Origin of the sequence: Nocardia sp. NPDC052566 (assembly GCF_044547285.1) — a bacterium.
Classification (GTDB): domain Bacteria; phylum Actinomycetota; class Actinomycetes; order Mycobacteriales; family Mycobacteriaceae; genus Nocardia.
Genome location: NZ_JBIUAF010000007.1, coordinates 760,068 through 785,077, shown reverse-complemented (window position 1 = coordinate 785,077; position 25,010 = coordinate 760,068). Strand labels below are relative to the sequence as shown.

At 70.6% G+C, this 25,010-nt stretch carries 22 protein-coding genes; 14 read left to right on the top strand and 8 right to left on the bottom strand.

Features of this window, described 5'->3' with window-relative positions:
- Positions 1-89 precede the first annotated feature (89 nt).
- The 3 genes from ACIG5A_RS38390 (at position 90) to ACIG5A_RS38380 (ending at position 3,351) form a co-directional block, all read left to right on the top strand.
- Positions 90-554: a hypothetical protein gene (locus tag ACIG5A_RS38390; protein ID WP_215172124.1), complete on the top strand. Its 465-nt coding sequence runs from the start codon at positions 90-92 to the stop codon at positions 552-554.
- 798 nt (positions 555-1,352) lie between these two features.
- Positions 1,353-2,285: a hypothetical protein gene (locus tag ACIG5A_RS38385; protein WP_397249389.1), complete on the top strand. Its 933-nt coding sequence runs from the start codon at positions 1,353-1,355 to the stop codon at positions 2,283-2,285.
- A gap of 61 nt (positions 2,286-2,346) precedes the next feature.
- The gene (locus tag ACIG5A_RS38380; protein WP_215172126.1) at positions 2,347-3,351 is read left to right on the top strand and encodes an endonuclease/exonuclease/phosphatase family protein; all 1,005 of its coding nucleotides are present in this window, start codon (positions 2,347-2,349) and stop codon (positions 3,349-3,351) included.
- Positions 3,352-3,418: 67 nt separating this feature from the next.
- On the opposite strand, the gene ACIG5A_RS38375 is transcribed toward ACIG5A_RS38380, so the two are convergent.
- Positions 3,419-5,440, bottom strand: a complete 2,022-nt coding sequence (locus ACIG5A_RS38375; protein ID WP_397249499.1) for a PhoX family protein — start codon at positions 5,438-5,440, stop codon at positions 3,419-3,421.
- Between the two features lie 1,320 nt (positions 5,441-6,760).
- Positions 6,761-7,510 carry a TetR/AcrR family transcriptional regulator gene (locus tag ACIG5A_RS38370; protein WP_397249387.1) on the bottom strand — a complete coding sequence of 250 codons (750 nt, stop codon included), beginning with the start codon at positions 7,508-7,510 and terminating at the stop codon, positions 6,761-6,763.
- Between the two features lie 65 nt (positions 7,511-7,575).
- Here ACIG5A_RS38370 and ACIG5A_RS38365 point away from each other — a divergent pair, with 65 nt between their 5' ends.
- Both ACIG5A_RS38365 and ACIG5A_RS38360 read left to right on the top strand, forming a co-directional pair.
- Entirely contained in the window at positions 7,576-9,486 is a 1,911-nt protein-coding gene (locus ACIG5A_RS38365; RefSeq protein WP_397249385.1) for a DEAD/DEAH box helicase, read from the top strand.
- Complete coding sequence (locus ACIG5A_RS38360; protein WP_397249383.1) at positions 9,486-10,031, top strand: hypothetical protein; 546 nt, start codon at positions 9,486-9,488, stop codon at positions 10,029-10,031. The genes ACIG5A_RS38365 and ACIG5A_RS38360 overlap by 1 nt, the downstream gene beginning before the upstream one ends.
- A 125-nt stretch (positions 10,032-10,156) precedes the next feature.
- Here the strand turns inward: ACIG5A_RS38360 and ACIG5A_RS38355 are convergent, their stop codons facing one another.
- Positions 10,157-10,726, bottom strand: a complete 570-nt coding sequence (locus ACIG5A_RS38355; protein ID WP_397249381.1) for a class I SAM-dependent methyltransferase — start codon at positions 10,724-10,726, stop codon at positions 10,157-10,159.
- A 55-nt stretch (positions 10,727-10,781) separates the two neighbouring features.
- On the opposite strand from ACIG5A_RS38355, the gene ACIG5A_RS38350 reads away from it, so the two are divergent.
- The 3 genes from ACIG5A_RS38350 to ACIG5A_RS38340 all read left to right on the top strand — a co-directional run bounded on the left by ACIG5A_RS38350 (position 10,782) and on the right by ACIG5A_RS38340 (position 14,292).
- Entirely contained in the window at positions 10,782-11,549 is a 768-nt protein-coding gene (locus tag ACIG5A_RS38350; protein ID WP_397249379.1) for an AraC family transcriptional regulator, read from the top strand.
- A gap of 190 nt (positions 11,550-11,739) precedes the next feature.
- Positions 11,740-13,035 carry a lipase family protein gene (locus ACIG5A_RS38345; RefSeq protein ID WP_397249497.1) on the top strand — a complete coding sequence of 432 codons (1,296 nt, stop codon included), beginning with the start codon at positions 11,740-11,742 and terminating at the stop codon, positions 13,033-13,035.
- Positions 13,036-13,089: 54 nt separating this feature from the next.
- Positions 13,090-14,292, top strand: a complete 1,203-nt coding sequence (locus tag ACIG5A_RS38340; RefSeq protein WP_397249377.1) for a PucR family transcriptional regulator — start codon at positions 13,090-13,092, stop codon at positions 14,290-14,292.
- A gap of 14 nt (positions 14,293-14,306) precedes the next feature.
- Here ACIG5A_RS38340 and ACIG5A_RS38335 read toward each other — a convergent pair whose 3' ends face one another.
- The gene (locus tag ACIG5A_RS38335) at positions 14,307-15,032 is read right to left on the bottom strand and encodes a hypothetical protein (RefSeq protein ID WP_397249375.1); all 726 of its coding nucleotides are present in this window, start codon (positions 15,030-15,032) and stop codon (positions 14,307-14,309) included.
- A gap of 147 nt (positions 15,033-15,179) precedes the next feature.
- Here ACIG5A_RS38335 and ACIG5A_RS38330 point away from each other — a divergent pair, with 147 nt between their 5' ends.
- The 3 genes from ACIG5A_RS38330 to ACIG5A_RS38320 all read left to right on the top strand — a co-directional run bounded on the left by ACIG5A_RS38330 (position 15,180) and on the right by ACIG5A_RS38320 (position 18,330).
- On the top strand, positions 15,180-16,733 hold the full coding sequence (locus ACIG5A_RS38330; protein WP_397249373.1) for an FAD-dependent monooxygenase: 1,554 nt from the start codon (positions 15,180-15,182) through the stop codon (positions 16,731-16,733).
- Between the two features lie 149 nt (positions 16,734-16,882).
- Positions 16,883-17,155, top strand: coding sequence for a hypothetical protein (locus ACIG5A_RS38325; protein ID WP_397249371.1), 273 nt, complete (start codon positions 16,883-16,885; stop codon positions 17,153-17,155).
- Positions 17,152-18,330 (top strand): JmjC domain-containing protein, encoded by a 1,179-nt coding sequence (locus tag ACIG5A_RS38320; RefSeq protein ID WP_397249369.1) that lies wholly within the window; start codon positions 17,152-17,154, stop codon positions 18,328-18,330. Before ACIG5A_RS38325 ends, ACIG5A_RS38320 begins: the two co-directional genes overlap by 4 nt.
- 73 nt (positions 18,331-18,403) lie before the next feature.
- Here the strand turns inward: ACIG5A_RS38320 and ACIG5A_RS38315 are convergent, their stop codons facing one another.
- Complete coding sequence (locus ACIG5A_RS38315; RefSeq protein ID WP_397249367.1) at positions 18,404-18,877, bottom strand: carboxymuconolactone decarboxylase family protein; 474 nt, start codon at positions 18,875-18,877, stop codon at positions 18,404-18,406.
- A gap of 166 nt (positions 18,878-19,043) precedes the next feature.
- Between ACIG5A_RS38315 and ACIG5A_RS38310 the strand changes: the two genes are divergently transcribed.
- Positions 19,044-19,937 carry an RNA polymerase sigma-70 factor gene (locus tag ACIG5A_RS38310; RefSeq protein WP_397249365.1) on the top strand — a complete coding sequence of 298 codons (894 nt, stop codon included), beginning with the start codon at positions 19,044-19,046 and terminating at the stop codon, positions 19,935-19,937.
- A gap of 2 nt (positions 19,938-19,939) precedes the next feature.
- Here the strand turns inward: ACIG5A_RS38310 and ACIG5A_RS38305 are convergent, their stop codons facing one another.
- Positions 19,940-20,680, bottom strand: coding sequence for an SDR family NAD(P)-dependent oxidoreductase (locus ACIG5A_RS38305; protein WP_397249363.1), 741 nt, complete (start codon positions 20,678-20,680; stop codon positions 19,940-19,942).
- 107 nt (positions 20,681-20,787) lie between these two features.
- On the opposite strand from ACIG5A_RS38305, the gene ACIG5A_RS38300 reads away from it, so the two are divergent.
- A complete protein-coding gene (locus ACIG5A_RS38300) occupies positions 20,788-21,384 on the top strand; it encodes a TetR/AcrR family transcriptional regulator (protein WP_397249361.1) in 597 nt (198 codons plus the stop codon).
- Here ACIG5A_RS38300 and ACIG5A_RS38295 read toward each other — a convergent pair whose 3' ends face one another.
- Positions 21,385-23,106 carry a DEAD/DEAH box helicase gene (locus tag ACIG5A_RS38295; protein WP_397249495.1) on the bottom strand — a complete coding sequence of 574 codons (1,722 nt, stop codon included), beginning with the start codon at positions 23,104-23,106 and terminating at the stop codon, positions 21,385-21,387.
- Positions 23,107-23,307: 201 nt separating this feature from the next.
- On the opposite strand from ACIG5A_RS38295, the gene ACIG5A_RS38290 reads away from it, so the two are divergent.
- Positions 23,308-24,444 carry a YihY/virulence factor BrkB family protein gene (locus tag ACIG5A_RS38290; protein ID WP_397249359.1) on the top strand — a complete coding sequence of 379 codons (1,137 nt, stop codon included), beginning with the start codon at positions 23,308-23,310 and terminating at the stop codon, positions 24,442-24,444.
- A 62-nt stretch (positions 24,445-24,506) separates the two neighbouring features.
- Here the strand turns inward: ACIG5A_RS38290 and ACIG5A_RS38285 are convergent, their stop codons facing one another.
- Entirely contained in the window at positions 24,507-24,740 is a 234-nt protein-coding gene (locus ACIG5A_RS38285; RefSeq protein WP_397249357.1) for a DUF3039 domain-containing protein, read from the bottom strand.
- Positions 24,741-25,010: the final 270 nt, after the last annotated feature.

Below are 25,010 nucleotides of genomic sequence, written 5' to 3'. Positions count from 1 at the left end.
GCGCCCGCGGCGCCCGCATCCTGAGTTGCCCGGGGACGGCACCGGGTGTGACCTGGTAGGCGGGGGCCAGGACAGAGAGGAGCGTCCTCATGGCGCACGCGGAAACCGGGTACGGCGGTACGACGAGCAGGCGGGGCCGCGGGACACGGGCACCGGCGCCGGACTCCGACGTCTTCGGTCCCCGGACCCACCTGGTGGCGAAGTGGGCGGTGCCGGTCCTGCTGGGGCTGGTCTACGGCTGGTGGGCCGCGGCCAACCGGCGCCACGGCACCGAGATCACCGGCTGGAACCTGCTGTTCGGCTGGCTGACCACGCTCGTCTTCGTGGTGCTGTACTCCGTCGTCCGCGCGGTCGCCGCGCGGCTGCGGCGCGAGCAGCACGCGCTGCTGTGGGCCGCGTTCACCGGCTGCGCGGTGGGCTTCCTGATCAACCAGTCCGGCCGGAGCGTGCTCCTGTCCGCGGGCATCTCGGTGGCGGTGGCGGCGGCCATGTTCGTCACGCTGTTCTACCGCTACTACACCCACGAGGACGCGACCGGCCACCGCCTGCCTTGACCGGCCCGCCCCTGGCCGGCCCGCCGTCGCCGGCCTGCCCTCGCCGACCCGACCCGACCCGCGCCGGCTCGGCGGCCGGGGGGCGGGCTCGCCGGCTCAGGGGCCGGGGCGACCGGGCTGGTCGCCTCACCGGCTGAGGCAGTCAGGCGCGCCGGCCCACCGGCCGGGGCAGCCGGACTCACCGGCTCGACAGCCTCCCCGGCCCGCCCCTGACGCTCGACGGCCGGGACAGCGGGGCGTACCGGCCGGAACGGCCCGCTCCCGCCGGCTCGACGACCAGGACAGCGGGGCGCAGCCGCACACCCGCCGGAACAACCACACACCCACCGGCTCCACAACCAGAACAGCCGGGCCCAGCAACACACCCACCGGAACAACCACACACCCACCGGCCGCAAGTACCCGCGCCGACGGCGGTCACCCCGCCCCCGCCGCCCGCGCGCCAGCACCCGTACCGGGTTCCCGGCGGCGGCGCCGCGACCAGCCACCGCCTGCCCTGACCCACCCGCCCCCACCGGCTCAGGGGCCGAGGCGGCCGAGCACGCCGCCTCACCGGCCGGAACGGCCAGACGCCCACCGGCCGAGGGCGGCCACGCGGGCGTCGGCCACCCCGTCCCCGGCGCCGCGCGCAGCACCCGTACCGGTCCCCGTCGGCGCTCCGGCCGCGGACCGCGCACACCAGCACCGTGTCGTGCGCGCCCGGCGCGGGCGGTCGTCCCCACCCGTCCGGCCCACCGCATGCCCCCACATGCAGTCGGGCCGCTCGCCCGCCACCCCCCGGCCGTCTTGCCTGGACCCGTGGCCCCACGTCTGCGTCTCCGCCCCCGCCTGCGCCTCCGGCACGCCCTGTCGGCCGTCCTGATCACCCTCGCCTGCCTCCTCACCCCCTGCGGCGCCCTCGCCGCCTGGGCGGCCTACGCCCTCTCCGACACCGGCCGCTACGTCGACGCCATGGCGCCCCTCGCCGCCGACCCCCGCGTCCGGGACGCCGTCGCGGACACCGTCCGGGACGGCGTGTTCAGCCACATCGATCCCGGACCCGCCCCCGGCGCCACCCGCCTCTTCGTGCACGACGCCGCCCGCTCCTTCACCCGCACCGAGGCGTTCCGGGCCGGCTGGGACGCCGCCAACCGGACCGTCCACGACGCCGTCGTCCGCGCCCTGCGCCGGCCGCCCCGCGCCGACGACCACCGCCCCGTCACCGTCGACCTGGCCCCCGTCACCGCCCGCGTCAGACACCAGCTCGTCCGGGACCACGTACCGTTCGCGCACCGCATCCCCGTACACCCCACCCCGGTCACCGTCCTCGGCGCCGCCGAGGCGGACCGGCTGCGCCGGGGCTACCACGCGCTGGACGTCGCCGCCGTCTGGCTCCCCCTCGCCGCCGTCGCCTGTGCCGTCACCGGCATCGCGGTCGCCGCCCGACGCCGCCGCGCCGTCACCGCCGCCGGCCTCGGCACGGCCCTGGGCGGCGCGCTGCTCGCCCTGGCCGTCGCCGTCGGCCGCCACCTCACCCTGGCCGAACTGCCGGGCACGGTGCACGGCCCGGCCGCCGGGGCCGTCTACGACGCCCTGACGGCCACCCTGCGCACCGCCGCCTGGCTCCTCGTCGCCCTCGGCCTGACCGTCGCGCTGGTGTCCTGGCTCACCGGCCGTGTCCGCCGCCGGACACCAGCTGTTCCCGCTCCCGGAACGCCAGGGGAACTTTCCGACCGCTCACCCCGTCTTTGATGAAGGATTTGAGGGAGAAACCGAAACGGACCACCTGTTTCACCGAGCGGAAGGCCGGGACTTGAACACGGACACCAGGGCCGCCGCATGGGCGGTCCCCCGGCACGTACGCCGCAGACGGGCCGGCCGACGGTCCGCCCTCACCTGCGCGGTCCTGCTGTTCACCGGTCTGAGCGTGGTCCTCGGCTGCCGGACCGCCGGCACCGACGGCATCACCCCGGTACCGCAGCTCCTGGCGTTCCTGCCCTGGCTGCTCATACCCCTCGGCATCGCACTCGTGATCGCCGTGTTCACCCACTGGTGGTTCGGCGCGCTCTGGGGAGTGCTGCTGCTCGGCCTGCTGGCCTGGTTCATGCAGCCCTACGGCAGGACCGGCGACCCCATCGGCCCGGCCTTCGCCGAACTGCGCGTACTGACCTCGAACGTCGAGTTCGGACAGGCCACCGACGCCCTCGTCACCGCAGTCCGCCGCGAGGAACCGGACATCGTGTTCGTCCAGGAGTGCGACCAGGCCTGCGACACCACGCTCCGCCGGGAGCTGGGCAAGACCTACCCGGACCGCCGGGCCGTCGAGGGCGACGGCTCGAAGGGTTCCGTCATCCTCAGCCGCTACCCGCTGCGTGCCGCCAAGGGCGTCGAGGGCACGATGGGCATGCCCGCCGCCGTCGCGGAGGTCAGCGGCACCGACGTACGGCTCCAGCTCGCCCACCCCATGCCCCCGCTGCCCGGCCAGACCGACGTCTGGCGCGAGGAACTGGACGCGCTGCACGACGCCGTCGCGAAGGACGACAAGACCCCCACCGTCCTGGCCGGCGACTTCAACGCCTCCCAGGACCACGCCGCGTTCCGGCCGCTGCTGGACACCGGACTGCGCGACGCGGCCCGGCTGGCCGGTTCCGGGCGGACCGCGAGCTGGCCGGCCCTGACGGCGCCCACCTTCGGGGTCCAGATCGACCACGTACTGGTCTCGGAGGACTTCACCTCACGCGAGGCCCGGTTCCTCGACCTGGCCGACACCGACCACCGGGCCCTGCTCGTCGACCTCACCCTGCACCGGGCCGGCTGACCCGGCCCGGTACGGGCGATCCCTGAGGGCCCTCAGGCCCTCAGGGCGGTCAGGGCGGTCAGGACGCTCAGACGCCGATGTCGGAACCGTCCGCGCGCCACACCGCCACGACCGCCGGGCGCACGATCTTGCCCGCACCGTCGGGCCAGGTGCTGGCCGGGTTCTCCACCGAGGCGCCGTCCACCTCGCCCGGGTGCTGCACGGCGACCAGCACGCGCCGGTCCTGGATGAGCGGACCGCAGGTCTCGGCGCCGGTCGGCACGGTCAGGAACTGCTTCAGCTCACCGCGCCGCTCGCCCGACGTCGCCACGCCGAAGAGGCCGTCGTGCGTGCCGAGCGCGTTGCCGTCGGTGGAGAGCCACAGGTTGCCGTGGTCGTCGAAGGCCACGTTGTCCGGGCAGGAGATCGGGCTGACGTTCTCCTTCGGGAAGCCCGCGAAGTACGTCGCCGAGTCCTCCGGGTCACCGGCCACCAGGAACAGCGACCAGCCGAACTTCAGGCTGTCGGCGCGGTTGCGGTGCTCGGTCAGCTCCAGGACGTGCCCGTGCTTGTTGGCGTTGCGCGGGTTGGCCTCGTCCGCCTTGGCGTAGGAGCCGACGCCCCGGTTGCTGTTGTTGGTGAGGGCGACGTACACCTTGCCGGTCTTCGGCGAGGGCTCGATGTCCTCGGGCCGGTCCATCTTGGTGGCGCCGACCTTGTCACCGGCGAGGCGGGTGAAGACGCACACCTCCTCGGCGCTCATCCCCTCCACGTGCGAGACGGCGCCGTCCTCGTCGGCGGTGACCAGCGGGATCCACACGCCGCTGCCGTCGAACTCGCCGTCGCCCGGCAGCTTGCCGGTGCCGTCGATCTCGATCGCGGGAGAGTCGCCGGTGAGCTTGGCGACGTACAGCGTCCCCTCGTCGAGCAGGGAGAGGTTGTGCTCGCGCGCGGCCCGGGAGGACCCCTTCTTCATCCGCTTGCTGCCGACGAACTTGTAGAAGTAGTCGAACCGCTCGTCGTCGCCGGTGTACACGACCGGACGCCCGTCCGAGGTCAGCCGCACGGTCGCGGCCTCGTGCTTGAACCGGCCCAGCAGGGTGTGCTTGCGGGGCGTGGAGTCCGGGTCGTACGGGTCCAGCTCGACGACGTAGCCGAAGCGGTGCACCTCGTTGGGCTCCTGGGCGACGTCGAAGCGCTTGTCGAACCGCTCCCACTTGCGCTCGGTGGCACCGGTGCCGATGCCGTACCGCTTGTCGGTGGTGCGGCTGCTGTTGGCGAAGTACTGGTTGAAGTTCTCCTCGCCGTGCAGCGTGGTGCCCCACGGGGTGGTGCCGCCGGAGCAGTTGTTGAGGGTGCCGAGCACCTTCCTGCCCGTCCGGTCGGCGGAGGTCTTCAGCAGGTCGGAGCCGGCGGCCGGGCCGGTCAGCCGGAACTCGGTGGTGGCGGTGACGCGGCGGTTGAGCTGGTGCCGGGTGACGGGCGTGAGCTTGCCGGTCCTGCGGTCCTCCTCGACGACCACGGCGGACAGGCCGTGCGCGGCCCACGCGATCTCCACCTGCTCGCGGGTCGGGTTCTCCGCGTCGTAGCCGCGGAACATGAGCACCTCGTCGGTGTACTCGTGGTTGGCCACGAGCAGCTGCCGGCCGCGCTCGTCCAGCGGCAGCAGCGCGAGGAAGTCGTTGTTGTACCCGAACTGACCGGCCTGGGCCTTCGCGGTCTGGTTCTCCGGGTCGAAGGCGGGGGCGCCGCGCAGGATGGGCTCGCCCCAGCGGATCACGACGTTCTGCCGGTAGCCGTCCGGCACGGTGACGGCGTCGTTCGTGTTGGGCGCCACGGGCGTGAAGCGCAGCCCGCGCGCACCCTTCGGTTTGCTCTGGCCGTGACCGTGACCCTTGCCCTTGCCGGCGGCCGCGGCCGCCTGCGCCTCGGGAGCGGCACCGACGGTGACCGCGCCGGCGCCCGCCGCGGCGACGGTGACCACAGCGGCGGCCCGCATCATCGACCGGCGGCTGAGCGCGCCGGCGATGACATCACCGACGTACTCGTTGTCACTGGTGTTGGGCACCTCGTGGAAGCAGGCGTCACCACACCGGAAACGACAGGTCATGGCGGAACGGCCGCCAGGGTGGGAACCGGACGGTGTTCCGATCAACGGCAGCAGCTTGCGCACTTTTGCTCTCCCCTTGGATGCCCTTGGTGTCAGCGTGACCGTAGGGGCACATATGTGCGGCAGTCGGGCGCCCGAATGAACAGGGGGTGAACTGAGGGCAATCGTCAGGAAGTTGATCGCCACCGGGACGCCATGCGCAGACGGGCCGGAAGCGGCCCTTGACGCGGACCCGGTCCGTGTGCCAGACCGTGGCCCGAAGCGGAAGCGGAGGCCGCTAACCTTACGTGTCCGTCCTGGCCAGGGATTGGCGGGCTTCAACTCATGCGAAGGGTTGCGCACATGGGCATTCTCACTCTCCTGCGGAACGCGTTCGGCCGCTCACGCAAAGCGCGGTCCGCCCAGCCGGAGGAGGCCACACAGGAGACGGCCCCGACGCCGGAACCGACGGAGGCCGCGGCTCCCACACCCCCTCCCACGGAGGAGCCCAAGGCCCCGTCCCCCTCCCCGTCCCAGCCCGAGCCCGCACCGGGGGTCCCGGAGCCGCGCACGTCCACCGAGGACGCCCCCGACGACGTACACGAGCTGGTCACCGCCGCCTTCGACAACCTCACGGTCCCCAAGCCGTCCCCGTCTCCCGACGACACCCCCACCCCCACGGCAACGGAACCGGTCCCCGAGCCCAAGCCAGAACCCACGCCCGAGCCGGAGCCCACCCCCGAGCCGGAGCCCAGGCCCACCCCTGAGCCCGAGCCTGCCCGCGAGCCCGAGCCCACGCCTGAGCCCGAGCCCACGCCCGAGCCCGCCCCCGAGCCGGTGCCCGAGCCCGCCCCCGAGCCCAAGGCAACGACGGAACCCGAACCGGCCCCCACCCCGACCCCCGAACCGGAACCGGTCCTCGAACCCACCCCGGCCCCCGAACCGGAACCGGAACCGGAACCGACCGCCGACCCCACCCCCGAACCGGCCGCCCCCCCGACCCCCGAAGCACCCCCCGCCACCACCACCGCCCCCACCACCGCCCCCACCACTCCCGCCCCCACCCCCGAACCCGCAGCCGCCGACGTCGAAGAACCCCCGCAGGGGCCACCCGCACCCGAAGACGAAAGCAGCACGGGCGGTGCGGATGGGAAAACAAAGGAGGCCGAAGCCGAAGGCGAGGCCAAAACCCCCCCCCCCCCCCCCCCCCCCCAACCCAGCCCCCCCCCCCCCCCCCCCCCCCCCCCCCCCCCGCCCCCCCCCCCCCCCCCCCCCCCCCCCCCCCCCCCCCCCCGCCCGGGCCCCCCCCCCCCCCCCCCCGCTTCCGGTGTCTCCGGCTCCCTAGGCCGCGAGCTCGGCGAGTATCCCGTCGAGCAGCCTGGCCAGCCCGTACTCGAAGGCGCCGTCCGGATCGCCCGGCGCCTCGTGCAGCTCACCCGCGGCCGCGCCGACCCGCGACGCCAGCGGGAACCGTTCGGGCGGCACGACCTGAGCGAGCAACGGGCCGTGCGCATCCCACCACTGCGCGTCGCTGAGCTGTGCCCGATCGCGTGCCGCGGCGACGGCCGTCTTGGCATTGCCGGTGGCGAATTCCGACAGCACCGCGATCACCCGATCCATCGCCACATCCGCAAGGCCGATGCCATCGATGGCCGCGAGCTGGTGTTCGTACCGCCGCATCCGCCATGGGCCGAGTACCAGCCGCCACGGCGACACATCCAACAGCCACGGGTGCGCGAGCAGCTCAGCGCGCACCTGGCGGGCGATACGGCCCATCCGTTCGCGAACCGGCAGGTCCGCCGCGATCGGCGCGTCCTCGGCGGCGACCGCGTCGACCATCAGCGCGGTCAGCGCGTCCTTGCTCGGCACGTAGGTGTACAGGCTCATCGGCCGCAGTCCCAGCTCCGCCGCGACCGCGCGGATGGACACCTTCTCGTAGCCGTCGCGATCGGCGAGCGCGACCGCGGCCGCGACCACCGCGTCGACGCTGACCGCCTGCTTCGGCCCGCGCGTCACCCGCTGCGGTATGGCCTGCCGCCACAGCAGCTCGATCAGACGTTGTGCCTGGTCGGCGGCCGTCGGCTCGGACATGGTGCTCCCTCGGAACAAATCCAGTACGGCGTACGTTGTTAGAATACTTCGTACACCATACGCCGATGAAGGGGACAGCCCTGCCCACCACACAGGCAACGTATCTACCCGACCGCCACATGTTCGCGCTGTGGACATGGACCGGCCACAGCACCGGGCCCGCGCCGGCCGGACTCGGTGACCGAGAGACACTCACCCTCGCCGTGCCCACCGGCGAGCACGGCGCCATCCAGACGGCCGACGTCGACTGCGCAGTGGTCGACCCGGAGGAGTTCGCCGGTCTGGTTGTCCGGCAATCGGATTCCGCGATGGCGGACTCCCGTCCGTCGCACCGCCCCACATCGACCCCGGAGCCCGCGCGGCGGGCGGAGGACACCGGCGCGGCGAATGCGGGCGCCGCACCGGAAGTCATCGACGCGGGATCGTCGGTTCATGCCTGGCGGGAGGTGTTCGGTACGCCGGATGGGAGCGTGCGCATGCCGATCGCGGCGCACGCGGTGCCCGACGCGGCGGGCACCTCGGTCGTGTCCGCCGAGCGCGCTGTCCGGGTGCTGCGGGAAACCCTGGCGGTGGCAGTGGAATCGGCGTCGACGGTGAAGGCGGAGCTGCGGCCGTATCAGGCACGCGGCATCGGCTGGCTGCACGAGACGGTGGCGGCGTACGGCGGCGCCGTGCTCGCGGACGAGATGGGGCTCGGAAAGACCGTCCAGACCATCGGTTTCCTGGTCGGGCGCGCCGAGGCGGGGCCGCAGCTGGTGGTGTGCCCGACCTCGCTGGTCGGCAACTGGGTGCACGAGATCGCCCGCTTCGCCCCCGGCCTGCGGACAATCGCCTGGCGCGGTGGGGATTTCGCGGCCGAGGCGGGGACCGTGGTGGTGACCGGATACCCGACGCTGCGGCTGCACGGTGCCGCGCTGACCGAACAACCGTGGGTGACGGCGGTTTTCGACGAGGCGCAGGCGTTGAAGAACCCGCGCACCCAGGTGTCGAAGGCGGCGCGCGCGCTCACCGCCGAGGCCAAGGTGGCGCTCACCGGCACACCGGTGGAGAACCACCTCGAGGAGCTGTGGGCGCTGCTCAACCTGATCGCACCGCGCCTGTTCGGGCATCGCACGCAGTTCCGGCGGCGGTTCGTGCGGCCCATCCACGAGGGTTCGGCGACCGCGGCGGCCAGGCTGCGCGACACCATCGAGCCGGTGGTGCTGGTGCGCAAGAAGATTCAGGTCGCCGCGTCGCTGCCGCCGAAGATCCACAGCGATCTGCTCTGCGATCTGACCACGGAGCAGGAGCAGCTCTACGACCAACTGCTCGACCGCGCCGTCGACGACGGATTCGGGCACGGCCTGCAGCGACAGGGCCGGGTGCTCGCGGCGCTCACCGCCCTCAAACAGGTCTGCAATCATCCGGGGCTGATCACCGGCGAGCTCGCCGAACTGGGCGGGCGCTCGGGCAAACTCGACCTGTGCACCGATATCGTGGCGGCCAACCTGGACAACGACGCGCCCACGCTGATCTTCACCCAGTACCGGCAATCCGGTGAGCTGCTCGTCCGCCACCTCGCCGAGCAGTTCGGCATCACCGCGCCGTTCTTCCACGGCGGGCTGAACCAGGCCGAACGCGCCGCGCTCGTCACCGGATTCCAATCCCCCGACGGGCCACCGGTTCTGGTGCTGAGCCTGCGCGCCGCGGGCACCGGGCTCACCCTGACCCGTGCCGCCGACGTCATCCATTTCGACCGCTGGTGGAATCCGGCGGTGGAGGCGCAGGCCTCCGACCGCGCCCACCGCATCGGCCAGACTCGCCCGGTCACCGTCACCACGCTGACCTCGGCCACCACCGTCGAGGAGCACATCGCGGGGATGCACGACCGCAAATCCGCGCTGGCCGACCTCGACGACGCCACCGGCATCGCCGCACTGGCCAGGCTCGACGACGAGCAGCTGGTCGAGATCCTGCGCCGCAAGAGGGAGAACTGATGCCAGACAACGATTTCGGCTACACCGCGTGGGGCAGGGACTGGGCACGCCTGGCCGAGCCGCTGCGCCAGACCCGCCCGGAGCCGCTGCTGCCGAGGGCGCGCAGCATCGTCCGCAACTTCGGCGTCCAGGCGACCATCGAGGGACGTATCGTGCGGGCCACCATCCACCGTGGTAACCAGGCGTCGGTGACCTACCTCGAGGTGTCGCCGCTGCCGAGAGCCTCGGCAGCGGCCATCGCACAGGCGATTCCGGACACCACGGTGCTCACCGACGAGATGCACCGCGCCGTCGTCGCCGCGGGCATCAGCCTCGCCCCGGTCCTCGCGAGCACCGACTGCTCCTGCTCGGCCAGGACACCCCGCTGCCTGCATGTGCTCTCGGTGTTCTACGACATCGCGCGCCGGGTCGACGAGGATCCACGGGTCGCCCTGGAACTCCAGGGCTTTTTCCAAGCCGCACAGGACGATTCGCCGGCACCGGCCGAATCGCGGTGGACCCCGATCTACACCCTCGATCCGGCCGCCTACTTCGCTACGGCCTGATCTACGCGGGCAGGCATCGGCACCGGAACCCTGATGCCGGTCAGGGTTTCGGCCCCGGCGATCACCCGGGCCGGTGCGCGCGAGCCGCCATGGGGCAGGGCGACACCTGCCAGGCCAGCGATCGCTCAGTCCGGACGGCGGGCACGGAAGCGGAAGTAGGTTGTCGCGGTGTCGGTTTCGATATCGGTGAAGCCGACACGGGCCAGGCGGTCGGCGATGGTGTCCGGCGGCACGGGCACGCAGGTGTCGCCGAGGTGCAGCAGCCGGAACATCCTGCTGTCCAGGCCGTCGCAGCCCGCGAAGACACCGCCGGGCCGCAGCACGCGCAACGCCTCGCCGAACAGCGAGTCCTGCCTGGCGGCGGACGGCACGTGGTGCAGCATGGTGAAGCACACGACGGAGTCGAATTGCCGCGCCTCCAGCGGCATTTCGGCTCCGTCGCCGTCGACGACGGTCATCTTCGCCCCCTGCCTGCCGCGCAAGCGCCCGGCGAGCACGGGATCGATCTCGACGCCGGTGAGCGCGCTCGTCCGCTGCAGCAGCGCACCGACATTGGCGCCGTAGCCGGGACCGATCTCCAGTGCGCTCGGGCCGAGGTCGACCCCGGACAGCGCCCACGGCACGATCTTCGTCGCACTGGCCCGCTCCCAGAACGCGGACCGGCACAGCATCTGATGCAGGTAGTTCATCGCCATCAGCTCACGGTAGGGAGCGGACACCGGTGCCGGCGACCGGCTAACGTGACAGGTTGTGTCGCAGAACGGACATCCGACCGTCCAGCCAGCACCTACCGGCCCGACGGCGATGGTGTTCGGCGCCGGGCTGCTGCCCGCGGGCCACTGGTTCGACACCCACGAACATCCGCAGCATCAAATCGCCTGGGCCGCACAGGGTGTACTCGTCGTCGAGGTCGGCGACAACCACTGGGTGCTGCCGCCGACCCGCGCGCTGTGGATTCCCGGCGGCGTCCGCCATCGCACCGGCACCTCCGGCGGCGCCGCGATGCGCGGCATCTACCTCGAACCGGATCGCTCCCCGGTGACCTTCGCCGAGCCGACCATGCTGCGCGTCACCCGCCTGCTGCACGAACTGTTCGACCATCTCACCGCCCCCGAGGCCAGTGCGGCGCACCGCGAGCGCGCCGAGGCGGTGATCTTCGACCTGCTCGATCCGGTCGACGTCATCCCGATCGGCGCCCACCTGCCCACCGATCCGCGCGCCCGCCGGATCGCCGACCTCCTGATCGCCGACCCGGCGGATCCGCGCACACTCGAGGAATTCGCCGCCACCGTCCCCACCAGTTCGCGCACCCTGGCCCGGCTGTTCCTCGACGAAACCGGGGTCAGCTTCGGCCACTGGCGCACCCAGATCCGCCTGGCCGCCTCCCTCCCGCCGCTGGCCGCGGGCACACCGGTCGCCCGCATCGCTCCCCGCGTCGGCTACCACACCCCCAGCGCCTACGTGGCCGCCTTCCGCCGCGCCGTCGGCGTCTCGCCCGGAAAGTACTTCTCCCAGTGAGCCGCTCCGGAACAGTGCATATGCCCAATGAGCCCGCGCCACCCTCGGCATTATGTCGATAGCGCATCACTGCCTCCAGCTGTGAGCATGATCCTCACCGGCCGAGCACTGCGCGGCCGGCGCAACCGAAGCAATGACGCTGGAGGACCAAGTGGGCAAGTCTCGACTGCGGCCGCTCGCCGTATTGACGATGTCGGCGCTGGTGGCGGTGGGCGGAGCGGGAGTGGCCGCGGCCGAACCCGGATATCCCACCTTTCCACCGGATCGGAATCAGTTGCCGCAGCTGCCTTCCGAGCCGTCGCTGTACGACATGCTGCCGATCCCGACGCCCGCCGAGGATCCCTGGTACAGCGATCCGCCGAATCTGGACAGCTACCAACCCGGGCAGATCGTGCGCGCCCGCGAGGTCCAGACCCGCATTCTCGGCATTCCGTTCCCCGTCTACACCAAGCAGTTGCTGTACCGGTCCAACGATGTGCACGACAACCCGATCGTGACCGCGACGACGGTCATCGTGCCCGGCATCCCGTGGATCGGCAGCCCGCGGCCGGTGGTGTCGTTCCAGGAGGCCATCGACTCGACCAGCTCGACCTGCAACCCTTCGTACACGCTGCAGACCGGGACCATGAAAGAGGCGCTGCTCGCGCAGTATTGGCTGGCACAGGGTTTCGCGATCAACGTGCCCGACTTCGACGGCAAATTCAACACGTTCAACACCTACGCCGAAGGCAAGATGGTGCTGGACAGCCTGCGCGCCATGAAGAACGACGCGGGCCTCGGGCTCGCCGATTCGGGCATCGCGCTCTACGGGTACTCCGGCGGTGGCTCCGGCTCGCTGCGCGCGGCCGAACTCCGCGCCACCTACGCGCCCGACGTGCGGATCCTCGGCACCAGCATCGGTGGCACCCCCGGCAACCTGGAGGCGATCGCGGCGTACGCGACGCGGGAGCGGCCGGGGCTCACCGGCATCAGCAATTTCACGATGTGGCTCGGGCTCGTCAGCCTCGGCCGCGAATACCCGGACGTGTTCCGGCCCGAGGAATTGCTGAACGCCGAGGGGCAGCAGTTGCTGCGTGACTTCCAGAATCGCTGCTATGCGACCATCGCACTGTCGGGCGCCTACCGGCCGATCAGCGACTACTACCTGCCGGGAAAGTCGCTGGAATCCTCGCCGGAAATCCTGAAAGTCTTGCGGGACAACAGCCTCGGCCACTACATCCCCGACACTCCGATCCTGTGGTGGCACGGGCTGTGGGACGAGTTGATCCCGCCGGCGTCGGTGGTGCTGCCGACGGTGAACTCGTACTGGGAGCGCGGCGCGGACCTTCGCTTCTACACCGTCCCCGTGCCCGAACACGTGGTGAACGCGGTCACCGGCTGGCCGCCCGCCGTCGCGTGGACCAGTGCGCTGCTGCGCGGCCTGCCGCCCGGCCCGCGGTTCAAAGCGGACTTCCAGCCACTGCCGCCCGGATTCCCGGGTAGCTGAATCTTCGCCACAGCGCGTATCGTCCGCAGGAGTTCGCGCCGAAGGTGGAGTTCGATGACGCACATCTCCCTTGCCGACGCGGTCGGTGACGGACCGGCTCGGTGGTCCGCGGTGATCGCGGGCTTCCGGTCGCGGGCGGCCGCGCTGGCCGACGAGTTCGCTATCGCGGTACCGCCCTACGACGTGCTCCCCTCCTCACTGTTCGACGCCGACTTCGTGCCGAGCGCGCGACTGAACGTGGAACTGTTCTTCCGCTACGCCACCGACGGCGTCGAGCCCACCGAGGACGACACCCGCCCGCTGGTCGAACGCGCGGTGAAGCTGGTGCGCGACGGTATGCCGCTCGAGGAGGTGCTCGCCAACTACCGCATCGGCATCGACTTCTTCTGGTCGCAGGTGGTGCCGTCGCTGGCGCCCGGCGACTACCCGATGCTGCCGGAATTGGGGGCGCGGCTGACCACCTACTCGGGCCTGGTGATCGCGCGCATCGCCATCGCACTGGTCGAGGATGCCCGCCAGCCGCGCTGGGATCTGCTGGAGCAGAACGAGATAGCCGCGGCGCTGCTGGCCGGGCGGGACCCGAGCGAGTGGGTGCGCGACCCGGGCGCGACACTCGCGCAGGCCTATCTCGTGGCCGTCGTCCGCCAGGGCGAGTCGCCGCCGGGCACGCTGACCGGCCTGCGCTACCGCATCGGCAACCTGCCCGGCGCCTTCCTGCATCGCGACCGAGGCGGCTGGACCGCGCTCATCCCGCAGCGTTCCGGTGACCACACCGATCCGGCCCGCGCGCTCGCCGCCCGGCTCGCGCTCCGCGAGGGCCTACCGCACCCACGGCTGTGGCTCGGCGTCGCCGCCGCCGCGACGCACGCCGCCATCCCGGACGCCTATGCCGAGGCGACGATCGTCGCCGAAACCGCACGCTGCCTGGACCGCCCCGACGTCATCTGCCGCCGCCAGGACATGATGTTCGAATACGCGATAGCCACGACCGGCACCGCACTCCCCAGCCTGGCCGCCCTTCTCGACCCGCTGGACGAGCATCCCCTGCTCGGCCACACCCTCGACGCCTACGTCGCCAACCAGTTCAACCACAACGCCACCGCCCGCACCCTCTACATCCACCGAAACACCGTGACCTACCGCCTGACCCGCATCACCGACCTCACCGGCTACGACCCCCAAGACCCCGCGGGCATCTCCACCCTCATGGCCGCCCGCGTCGCCCGTGCCCTGCTCGAAAAGTCCTTCCGCACCTGAAAGGTGCCGAAGGGCTAGGACGGAAGGAGTTGACGCACAAGGGGTTCGGCGCAGAATTGGGCGGCGGCTTGTTCAGGATCGACGGCGCATGTTCCGGATACCTTGCCGTTGCTGTCCTTGGTCAGGTCGATGTGGGCGGTGGCCACGCGGAGCAGTTGGGCGTCGTCGAAGTGCCAGAAGCCGACATCCCAGTGGGCCGCACCGTCTCTGGCCGCGATCGCGATGTAGCCGCTCGACGTATGTTCCGGGCCGAGGCCGGAAAGTTCACCGGTCCTGCGGAATTCGGGGGTGGCGTCGGTGGCACGGTAGATGGCGTAGGTGGTGTTGACGACGCCGGTGTTCAGTGGCACGACGAGTTCGTCTCTGCCGTCGTCGTCGAGGTCCCGCAGGGTGGGGAGGTTGGGGGTGCGAGTGTCGCGTTCGACCACGGTCTGGCGGCGGGCGCCGTCGCGGTCGAACACCTCGATCGTCACCACGGTCCGGCCGGGCGCACCGTCGTGGCGCACCGCGAACGACTGGCCCGCGCGGTCCCCGGACACCAACCGGCAGTCCGCGGGCACCTCGGCGCTCTTCGAAGGCACCTCGCCACACCGCGGCAGCGCGACGCTGGACATCGTGGTCGTCGCGGACGCCGAGATCGCGACCGTCGACGCCGCACCACCGCCCGGCGCATCGTCGCCACACGCCACGGCCGACAATGCGACCCCGACCAGACACGCGACCCCGCGGCTCCAGCGCATGCGCAGAGACTAGCCGCCGACACCGGCCCGGCACCGGCTTCCACCACGGCGTTTCGTCCCCGACCCGTGGCAGCGGATCAGCGGTTAACAGAAACGCCGTGCCGCACAATTACGGAGGACGTGCAGCTGAGTGGGAGGGAGCTCGACGTGTCCGACGTGGAGAGCGAAGTAGCGGTGTTGATCGTCGGCGGTGGGCCGGTCGGGCTCATGGCCAGGGCGTTGCTCGCGCGATGGGGTGTGCGGGCGATGCTGGTCGAGAAGTATCCGGAGCTGTCGCCGTTTCCGCGGTCCCGGCTGGTCAATGTGCGCTCGATGGAGATCTTTCGCCAGCTCGGGCTCGATACCACGATCGCGGCACGCGCGCTGGCGCCGAGGTTCGGGCGTATCCGGTTCCGTGACACATTGCAGGACCGCGATTTCGCGACGGCGGCGATGGTCGGGGTCGATGCGCCGATCGCCGAGAGCCCGGTGCTGGGCGTGGTCACCTCGCAGGATCGGCTGGAACCCACCCTGCTCGGCGCGGCGGAGACACCGGCGCGCTACGGCATCGAGCTCGTCGATCTGATCGAGGAAGCCGACAGTGTCGTCGCCGTGCTCGCCGATCACGACCGTGCGGCCGAGATCCGGGTCCGTGCCCGCTATGTGCTCGCCACCGACGGCGCGAATTCGACTGTGCGGCAACGGCTCGGCATCGGCACCACCGGTCCCGGCGCGATGGCGGGCTTCACCACGGTCGTCTTCGACGCCGACCTCGCCCCCTGGTGCGCCGATCGGCCCGCCGGTGTCTACTTCACCCCCAACGGCTCCTTCGCGCCGCTGTATCCCGAAGGCGGCTGGGCCTGGTTCGCGCTGTCACCGGAGGACGCCGAGCACGCCGACTGGCCCGCCCTCGTCTCCCGTGCCATCGGCACCCGGACCGAGGTGAAGCCCGACGTGCTGCGGGTGCAGCACTGGGTGATGACCGCGTTCCTCGCCGAACGCTTCCGGCACGGCCGGATCCTGCTGGCCGGCGACGCGGCGCATACGGTGCCGATCATCGGCGGCCTCGGCATGAATGTCGGTATCGCCGACGTGCACAACCTGTGCTGGAAGCTCGCGGGTGTGCTGCACGGCTGGGCCGCGCCCGCCCTGCTGGAAACCTATGAGCCGGAACGACAACCGGTCGCCGAACGCACCCTGCGGCAAACGGTGGAGAACGCCCAGCTCATGCTCCAGGTACTGACCAAGCGCCGCGACCAGCGACGCGACGGCGAGGAGGCCGAGATCGAATTGCCTTGGTCGGAACAGTATTTCGCCCAACTCGGCCTCGTACTCGGCGTCGCCTACCACTCCGGCGCCATCGTCGCCGACGACAGCACCCCACCCGAAGAAGGCACCGACTACCTCCCCACCGGCAAACCCGGCCACCGCATGCCCCACCGCTGGCTCACCGAAACCCGTTCCACCCTGGACACTCTCGGCGAATGGTTCACCCTCCTCACCCCCGACCCAGCCCGCTGGGCACCGCAGACCAGCGCGCCTTGGCCACTGCACATCGAGCCACTCCCCCACGACCACAACGCCATTTTCGATATCGGCTCCCACGGCGCACTACTTGTCCGCCCCGACGGCCACATAGCCGCCCGCTGGCGCGACTACCCGCCCAGCGACACCACACTCGCCGAAACCCTCGCTACCGTCACTGGCACAGCCTTCCACTGACGAGTTGGCTGCGACCCTGAGGTTCTCGCTCGCCACCGCACCCGCTCGGCCGAATCGCTACGCCGCCGGTCCGCTGGCCGGACCATCGGATGCACCGCGCAAACCACCGGTGCAAGCATGGAGTTACCAAGCAGCGCAAGGAGTTACGCGTGATCGACCATCCAGATATGCCGCCCGCCGCACCGTACGTCGCCGAGCAACGAACAGGCAGCAGCCAGCCGCCGATCGAAGAGCCGGGATCGGGCCTGACCGGACCGCTGACCTTCACGGTGACCGATGGCATCGTCAGCGACTTCGTCCACAACCAAGCCTTCCCATTCACGGAGGCGAGGGGCCTGATCGAACGCAGCCCGATCGATCCTCCCGGCCCGAATGCCCACGACTCGGAGGGGGAAAGCTCGTCGAGCGAGCCGGCACGGTGAGCACGGCCCTGGACTTCGCCGACTGGTTCGCACCACACACCCTCGAACAGTTCGGCCGATCAGTGCTCAGCAAAGAGCCGTTCGCAGCGCCACCCCGTCGTGATCTGGCCGAGCGGGTGCGCGACGCGGTGGGAATTCATGCGATCGAGGATGCCTTCGCCCTGCCCGGCGCGACCGTGTACACCTGGTTTCACGACCTGAGCGGTCGACTGAGTTCCGCGCCGATCGCCGCCGAAGTCGCGAGTCGCTTCTACGGGGCCGGAACAACGTTGTTCTACAAGGTGATTCCCACCTTCGCGCCGTTGGAGCGCGAGGCCGCCGCCGCATTCCGGGTGGCGAGCACCGCGACGCAACTCCAACTGTTCTGCAACCGCCCCGGCGCGATCACCAAACCGCATTACGACCCGGTCGATGTAATCACAATGCAGCTCACCGGACGCAAGACCTGGCGAATCGGTCCCAACACCTTTGCACCACAACCACTTGATCCCTGGGCGATGGGTGAGCCGGTATCGCCGAGTCTGCGGAACTACACCGAAACGGCACCGCCGCAGCGGATGCCCGCCGAGTCGACCGAGCATGTGCTCGAACCGGGTTCCGTGCTCCATGTCCCCCGCGGATATTGGCACGAGACGACTTCCGACCGGGACTCGATCTCACTGCATCTGGTTCTGAACACGCCCCTGCGCATCGATCGGGCCCTCGCCGCGCTCAAGAGCGAACTGCTGCGCGACACCTATTGGCGCGAAGCGATTTACGACTTCGGCAACAGCGCCGATACGCGGCATCAGCTCGATGCCGACCGGCTCGCACTGGCCGCTGCGGTATCGCGGCTGACCACGGACGACCTGCTGCGGCCAGCCGTTGCCGATCACGGGGCGGCCTCGGAGGCAACCTTCACACGCGCCGGGCAAGCCGCGTTCGGCGTCGATGCCCTCGAGGGCCAGCGAGCTCGAATATCGGTGACCGCATACGGATTCCGTGAGACGACGACCGCGAGCACCGATGTTCACCAATCCTTGGTGCCAGCGCTGACCTGGATAAACGGCTTGCCCACTGGTACCACGATCGACATCTCCGAGCTGCTCCGGCGAGCCCCCGGCTCGACCGAAGCGTCCGCACGAGAACTACTCCGAACCCTGGAACAGACACGCCTCGTACGCCGCACGTCCTGAGGTTCCCGCACTCACCGCGGTGATGTCCGGCCGGCCCGAAAGATTCCGGGCCGGGCCGGGATTCGTCAGCGGATCAGCCGAACATGCCCGGCTCGTACGAGCCGCCCTGCTGGTGCAGGATCACGCCGAGGCGGTTGGCGGCGTTGATCTGGGCGACGAGCGCGACCAGGGCGACGGTCTGGTCGTCGTCGTAGTGCTTGCGCACCTGCGCCCAGGTCTCTTCGGACACACCGTGATGGGCGTCGGCGAGGCGGGTGCCCTCCTCGGCGAGCGCCAGCGCGGCGCGCTCCGCCTCGGTGAACACGGTGGATTCACGCCAGGCGGCGACCAGGTTGATCCGCACCGCGGGCTCACCTGCGGCCGCCAGTTCCTTGGTGTGGGCATCGGTGCACCAGCCGCAGCCGTTGATCTGGCTGGCGCGCAGCGACGCCATCTCGCGGACGGCCCGCGGCAGCGTCGACTGGTTGATCACCAGGCTCGCGTTGCCGAATCGCTTGGCGAACTTGGCGCCCAGCTCATTAGTGACCAGGTCGATACGGGTTTCCATGTCAGGATCTCCTGTTTCGGGGTAACTCAACGAACAAGAGATGCCGGCGACACGGCCCCTGTGACAGCACCGGGGGCGTGACCTACGCCATAGGGTCTCGGTGTCACAAAACGGCACCGAGCGACATCTGGTGGGGGACACCGCCGAAACCGAACAGGAGCCACGCATGGCCGCACCGTCGCAGCCCCCGCCCGCCCACCGAGACCCCGCCACCGAGGCGTTCCTCGCCCATCGCCGGCTGCTGTTCACCGTCGCCTACGAGATGCTCGGCTCGGCCGCCGACGCGGAGGACGTCCTACAGGAGACGTGGCTGCGCTGGATGCGCGCCGACCGGCGCATGGTGCTGGATCAGCGCGCCTACCTGGTCAGGATCACCGCACGGCAGGCGCTCACCCGGCTGCGCGCCCTCTCGCGCCGCAAGGAGTCCTATGTCGGCCCGTGGCTACCCGAGCCACTGTTGACCGCACCCGACGTGCTCGAGGACATCGAATTGGCCGACAGCGTCTCGATGGCGATGCTGCTCGTGCTCGAAACGCTCACCCCGACCGAGCGCGCGGTGTTCGTGCTGCGCGAGGTCTTCGACGTGGCGTACGACGATATCGCCGAGGCCGTCGAGAAGACGCCGGCCGCGGTCCGCCAAATCGCCCACCGCGCACGGTCGCACGTCGCCGCGCGCCGCCCGCGCGAGGTCGTCTCGCCAGACGAGACCCGCGACGCGCTCGCCGCCTTCCAGCACGCGATCAAGACCGGTGATCTGCGCGGCCTGCTCGACATCCTCGCCCCTGACGTCGTACTCCTCACCGACGGCGGCGGCGTCGTGCGCGCCGCGATCGCGCCCGTCGTCGGCGCGGACACGGTCGCCGAGGTGCTCGGCCGGATCGCCGCCGCGACCTCGCTGCACACCGCGCACGTCAACGGCTCCCCCGCCCTGGTCCTGCGCGTCGACGGCGAGATCGACACCGTCGTGGCCGTCCATCTCGCCGACGGCCGCATCACCGGCCTCTACGCCGTGCGCAACCCACACAAACTGGCCCACATGCGCCGCGCCCTGAACCGCTGAGCTCAGGCGTTGGTGCCGCCGTCGACGGTGAAGACGGCGCCGGTGATGCTGCGGCCGGTGTCGGCGGCGAGGAAGGCGACCATCGCGCCCATGTCTTCGGGACGCGCGAAATGGCCGACGGAGGTGAAGCCGACCTGGAGGTCGTAGGCGCCACCGTCGGCCGGATTCATATCCGTCACAGTCGATCCCGGCTGCAGCAGGTTCACCGTGATGCCGCGCGGGCCCAGTTCGCGGGCGAGCGCCTTGGTGAAGCCGTTCAACGCGGACTTGCTGAGGTTGTAGAGCGACAGGCCGGCGAAGGTCGCGTGCTCGGACAGGTTGGTGCCGACGCTGATGATCCGGCCGCCCTCGCTCATGTACGCGACCGCGGCCTGGGCGCCGACGAAGGCGGCGCGGGCATGCACGTGCAGCGCGTGATCGATCTCCTCGACGGTGAAGTCCTCGAACGGCTTGGCCGGGAAGATGCCCGCGTTGTTGACGAGGATGTCGAGGCCGCCCAGTTCGGCCGCCGCCCGATCGACCGCGCCCTTGACCTCCCCCGCGTCGGCGCTGTCGGCCTGGAGGGCGATCGCCCGCCGCCCCAGCGATTCGATCTCGGCGACAACGGTTTTCGCCGGTAGCTCACCGTGCTGATAGGTCAGCGCGACATCGGCGCCCGCCGCGGCCAGCTGCCGGGCGATCGCCGCGCCGATGCCCCGGCTACCGCCGGTCACCAGTGCCACCTTGCCCGCGAGATCCGACATCAGGTACTCCTTCATTTTTGTGTCGATCAGTACATAAATAGCTAAGCGCACGGCCCGCACCGGCGTCAAGGGGTATATTTAACGATCGACACAGAAAGGGGCCGGGCATGGCCGAACGCGGACGCCCCCGCGCCTTCGATCGCGAGCACGCTTTGCGGCGCGCCATGGAAGTGTTCTGGGAGCACGGTTTCGAGGGTTCCTCGATGAGCGACCTGACCTCCGCGATGGGCATCAACTCCCCCAGCCTGTACGCCGCGTTCGGCGGCAAGGAGGCGCTGTTCCGCGAATCGGTGTCGCTCTACGGGCAGACCGACGGCGGCTACACTTCCCGCGCGCTGCGCGAGAAGTCCACGGCGCGCGCCAGTATCGAAGCCATGCTGCGCGACAACGCCGCCGCCTACACCACGGCGGACACACCACGCGGCTGCATGGTGGTGCTCGCCGGATCCACCTACACCGACCGCAGCACCGGAATTCGCGACTTCCTGGCCGAAATGCGCAGGGAGACAGCCGATCACATCAGGCAGCGGCTCGATCGTGGTGTCGCCGAAGGGGATCTGGCGCCGGGGGCCGACACCGCGGCCCTGGCGAACTTCTACGCCACTGTCCTCTACGGACTTTCGATCCAGGCCCGCGACGGCGCCGAGCTCACCGAGCTCAACCAGTCGATCGACTGCGCCATGACGGCCTGGCCCGCGAGCTGACTACCTGCGCCGCAGGGCGGCGATGCGCTCGCCGAGCTGATCGGCGGTGGCCAGCGCCGTTGGCGGACCGCCGCATTCGCGCCGCAGCTCACCGTGGATCACGCCGTGCGGCTTACCGGTGCGGTGATGATGCATGGCGACCAGGCTGTTGAGCTCCTTGCGCAGCTCACCGAGGCGGTCCGCGGTGGCGACCCGCTCGGCGGCGGAGGCGACCTGCGGGCCGGGATCGGGCGCGGGCTCGCCGCGTTCGGCGAGCTGCTTGGTCTGCCGGTCGCGCAGCAGCGCGCGCATCTGGTCGGCGTCGAGCAGCCCGGGAATGCCGAGGTAGTCGGCCTCTTCCGCGCTGCCCGCGATGGTCGCGGTGCCGAAAGACGAGCCGTCGTAGATCACCTGGTCGAGTTCGGCGTCCGCGGCCAGCGCGACGAAGGACTTCTCCTCCTCGCCCGGCTCGTCCTTCTGCTTGTTCGCATCGATCAGCAGCTCGTCGTCGAGCTCGTTCTTCTCCCGGTGCGGCTTGCCGATGATGTGATCGCGCTGCACCTCCAGCTGCGCGGCGAGATCGAGCAGCACCGGCACCGAGGGCAGGAAAACGCTCGCCGTCTCACCGGGTTTGCGCGCGCGCACGAACCGGCCGATGGCCTGGGCGAAGTACAGCGGCGTCGAGGCGCTCGTCGCGTACACGCCGACCGCGAGGCGCGGCACGTCGACGCCTTCGGACACCATGCGCACCGCGACCATCCACGGCTGGGTGCTGGAGCTGAATTCACCGATCCGGTCCGAGGACGACGGATCGTCGGAGAGCACCACCGCGGGCTTGGTGCCCGAAATGTGTTCGAGCAGTTCGGCGTAATCCCTGGCCCGCTCCTGATCGGTGGCGATCACCAGGCCGCCCGCGTCCGGCATGCCGGTCGCGCGTAGCTGGCGTAGCCGGGTGTCGGCCGCGCGCAGCACCGAGGACATCCAGTCGCCCGCCGGGTCGAGGGCGGTGCGCCAGGCACGCGCGGTCTGCTCGGCGTTGAGCGGCTCGCCGAGGCGGGCGGTGTACTCCTCGCCCGCGCTGTCGCGCCAGTGCGCCTCACCGGAGTAGGCGAGGAATACCACGGGCCGGACGACGCCGTCGGCGAGCGCCTCGGCATAGCCGTAGGTGTGGTCGGCGCGCGACTGCGGCAGCCCGTGCTCACCCGGCTCGTAGGTGATGAACGGGATCATCGAGTCGTCGCTGCGGAACGGGGTGCCGGTCAGCGCGAGGCGGCGGGTGGCGTCACCGAACGCGTCGGCGGTCGCCTCACCCCAGCTCTTCGCGTCGCCCGCGTGGTGGATCTCGTCGAGAATGACCAGGGTTCTGCGGTTTTCGGTGCGCACCCGGTGTCTGGCCGGATGCGAGGCGACCTGCGCGTAAGTAACGACGACGCCGTGATAGTCGCCGGAGGTACCGCCGGTGGCGTTGGAGAACCGCGAATCCAGCGCGATGCCGTTGCGCGCCGCGGATTCGGCCCACTGGTGCTTGAGGTGCTCGGTGGGTGCCACCACGGTGATCTGGTCGACGGTGCGGTCGGCCAGCAGTTCGGCGGCCACCCGCAGCGCGAAGGTGGTCTTGCCCGCGCCCGGCGTGGCCACCGCGAGGAAGTCGCGCGGTTTGGTCGCCAGGTACTTGGTGAGCGCCCGGCGCTGCCAGGCGCGCAGCGAACCACCGCTGGATTTGGTTGTGCCCGGCGTTGCCACATCTCCCGCCGCAGCGGCGCCACCCGACCCGTTCACGGAGACGACCCTAGCCGCCTGAACCGGCGTGTCGCCAAACCGACGCGGTCGTCGCGACACTCGTCACATATCGGCTCAGGTCACCCCCTGTTCACGAGCCGCCCGCCGACACGATGCCACCACAGTGACGTGTGCGGCGCCGCGGTGCGCGATGCTGTACTCATCATGACCGAGAACACCGCGTTGCCGAACAGACCATCGGACGGCGAATCGCCGATCCACAGTGGTGGCGCGGTACCCGCGACCTGGACCGCCAGGGCGGCGGCGTGGCTGCGCGAGGTGGCGACGCGGGCATGGCGGCTGATCGTGCGGGTCGCGGTGAAGGCATGGGACGACTCGATTTTCGCCAAATCCGCCGCCGCGGCGTTCTGGCAGACGCTCTCGCTCGCGCCGCTGCTGCTCGGGCTGCTCGGCAGCCTCGGCTATGTCGGCGGCTGGTTCGGGCCGGACACCGTCGACATCGTCCAGTCCAAGATCATCGCGTTCAGCCGCGACCTGTTCAGCTCGACGGTGGTCTCGGATCTGATCGAGCCGACCGTCTCCGACGTGCTCGGCCGGGGGCGCGGCGCCGTGGTCTCGGTGGGTTTCGTGCTGTCGCTGTGGGCAGGCTCCTCGGCGATGGCGACCTTCGTCGACGCGATCGTGGAGGCGCACGACCAGCAGGACGCCAGGCACCCGGTCTGGCAGCGTATCTTCGCGCTGCTGCTGTATCTGGGCTTCCTGGTGGCCGCGGTGTTCATCCTGCCGCTGGTCGCGCTCGGCCCGCAGCTGATCGGCCGTGTGCTGCCGAGCGCCTGGCGCGCAACGGGATTGGATGTGCTCGACGCGTTCTACTATCCCGGCGTCGGCCTGCTGCTGATCGTCGCGCTCGCCACGCTGTACAAGCTGGCGCTGCATACGACACTGCCCTGGCACCGGCTGTTCTACGGCGCGCTGGTGGCCGGTGTGTTCTTCATGGCGGCCAGCGAGGGGTTGCGCCGCTATCTGGCGTGGGTCACCGACACCGGCGTCAGCTACGGCGCGCTGGCGACACCGATCGCGTTCCTGCTCTTCACATTCTTCTTGGGATTCGCGATCATCCTCGGCGCCGAGTTCAATGCCGCCGTCCAGGAGTTCTGGCCCGCGCGCGCCACCCGGATCACACAGGTGAAGCAGTGGCTGGCCAATCAGGTTCGCGGCGATTCGGACTCGGACTCGGACGGGGAGGACGCCCCGGCGCCGGATCCGACGGCGACGACGGATCCGCGCCTCGCTCCCCCGCGGGCCACCGTTCCGGCCGCGCCGAAACTGCCGACGGTATGAGGGATCAGTCGCCCTTGCTCATGTAGGCCACCGACAGCAACAGACCGATCTGCGGAAACAGATCAGTCTTTCTTCATCATCTCGTAGACCTTCTTGCACTCCGGGCAGACCGGCGAGCCGGGCTTCGCGGAACGCGTCACCGGGAAGACCTCACCGCAGAGGGCGACCACGTAGGTGCCCATGACGGCGCTCTCGGCGATCTTTTCCTTCTTGACGTAGTGGAAGAACTTCGGGGTGTCGTCGCTGGTCGACTCGTCGGTGGTCGAGTCAGGGCGAACCAGGGTCTCTGTGCTCACGGATCCATGATGCCCCATCGCGGGCGCGAGGACGCGGTTGCCCGGCGCGGTCAAGCCCCGGAGGCGGTAGCGCAGCGTCACCACGCAGGGGCTCCGCGCCGGGCCCAGACTGGCACGGCCCGGCGCGGTCAAGCCCCGGAGGCGGTAGCGCAGCGTCACCACGCAGGGGCTCCGCGCCGGGCGCCAACAGATACAGCCCCGGGCTGACCACGGTGTGTGCGCCGGGCGAGCGACAGTGGAAGACTCAGGGGTATGCAGCAGCACGGCGAT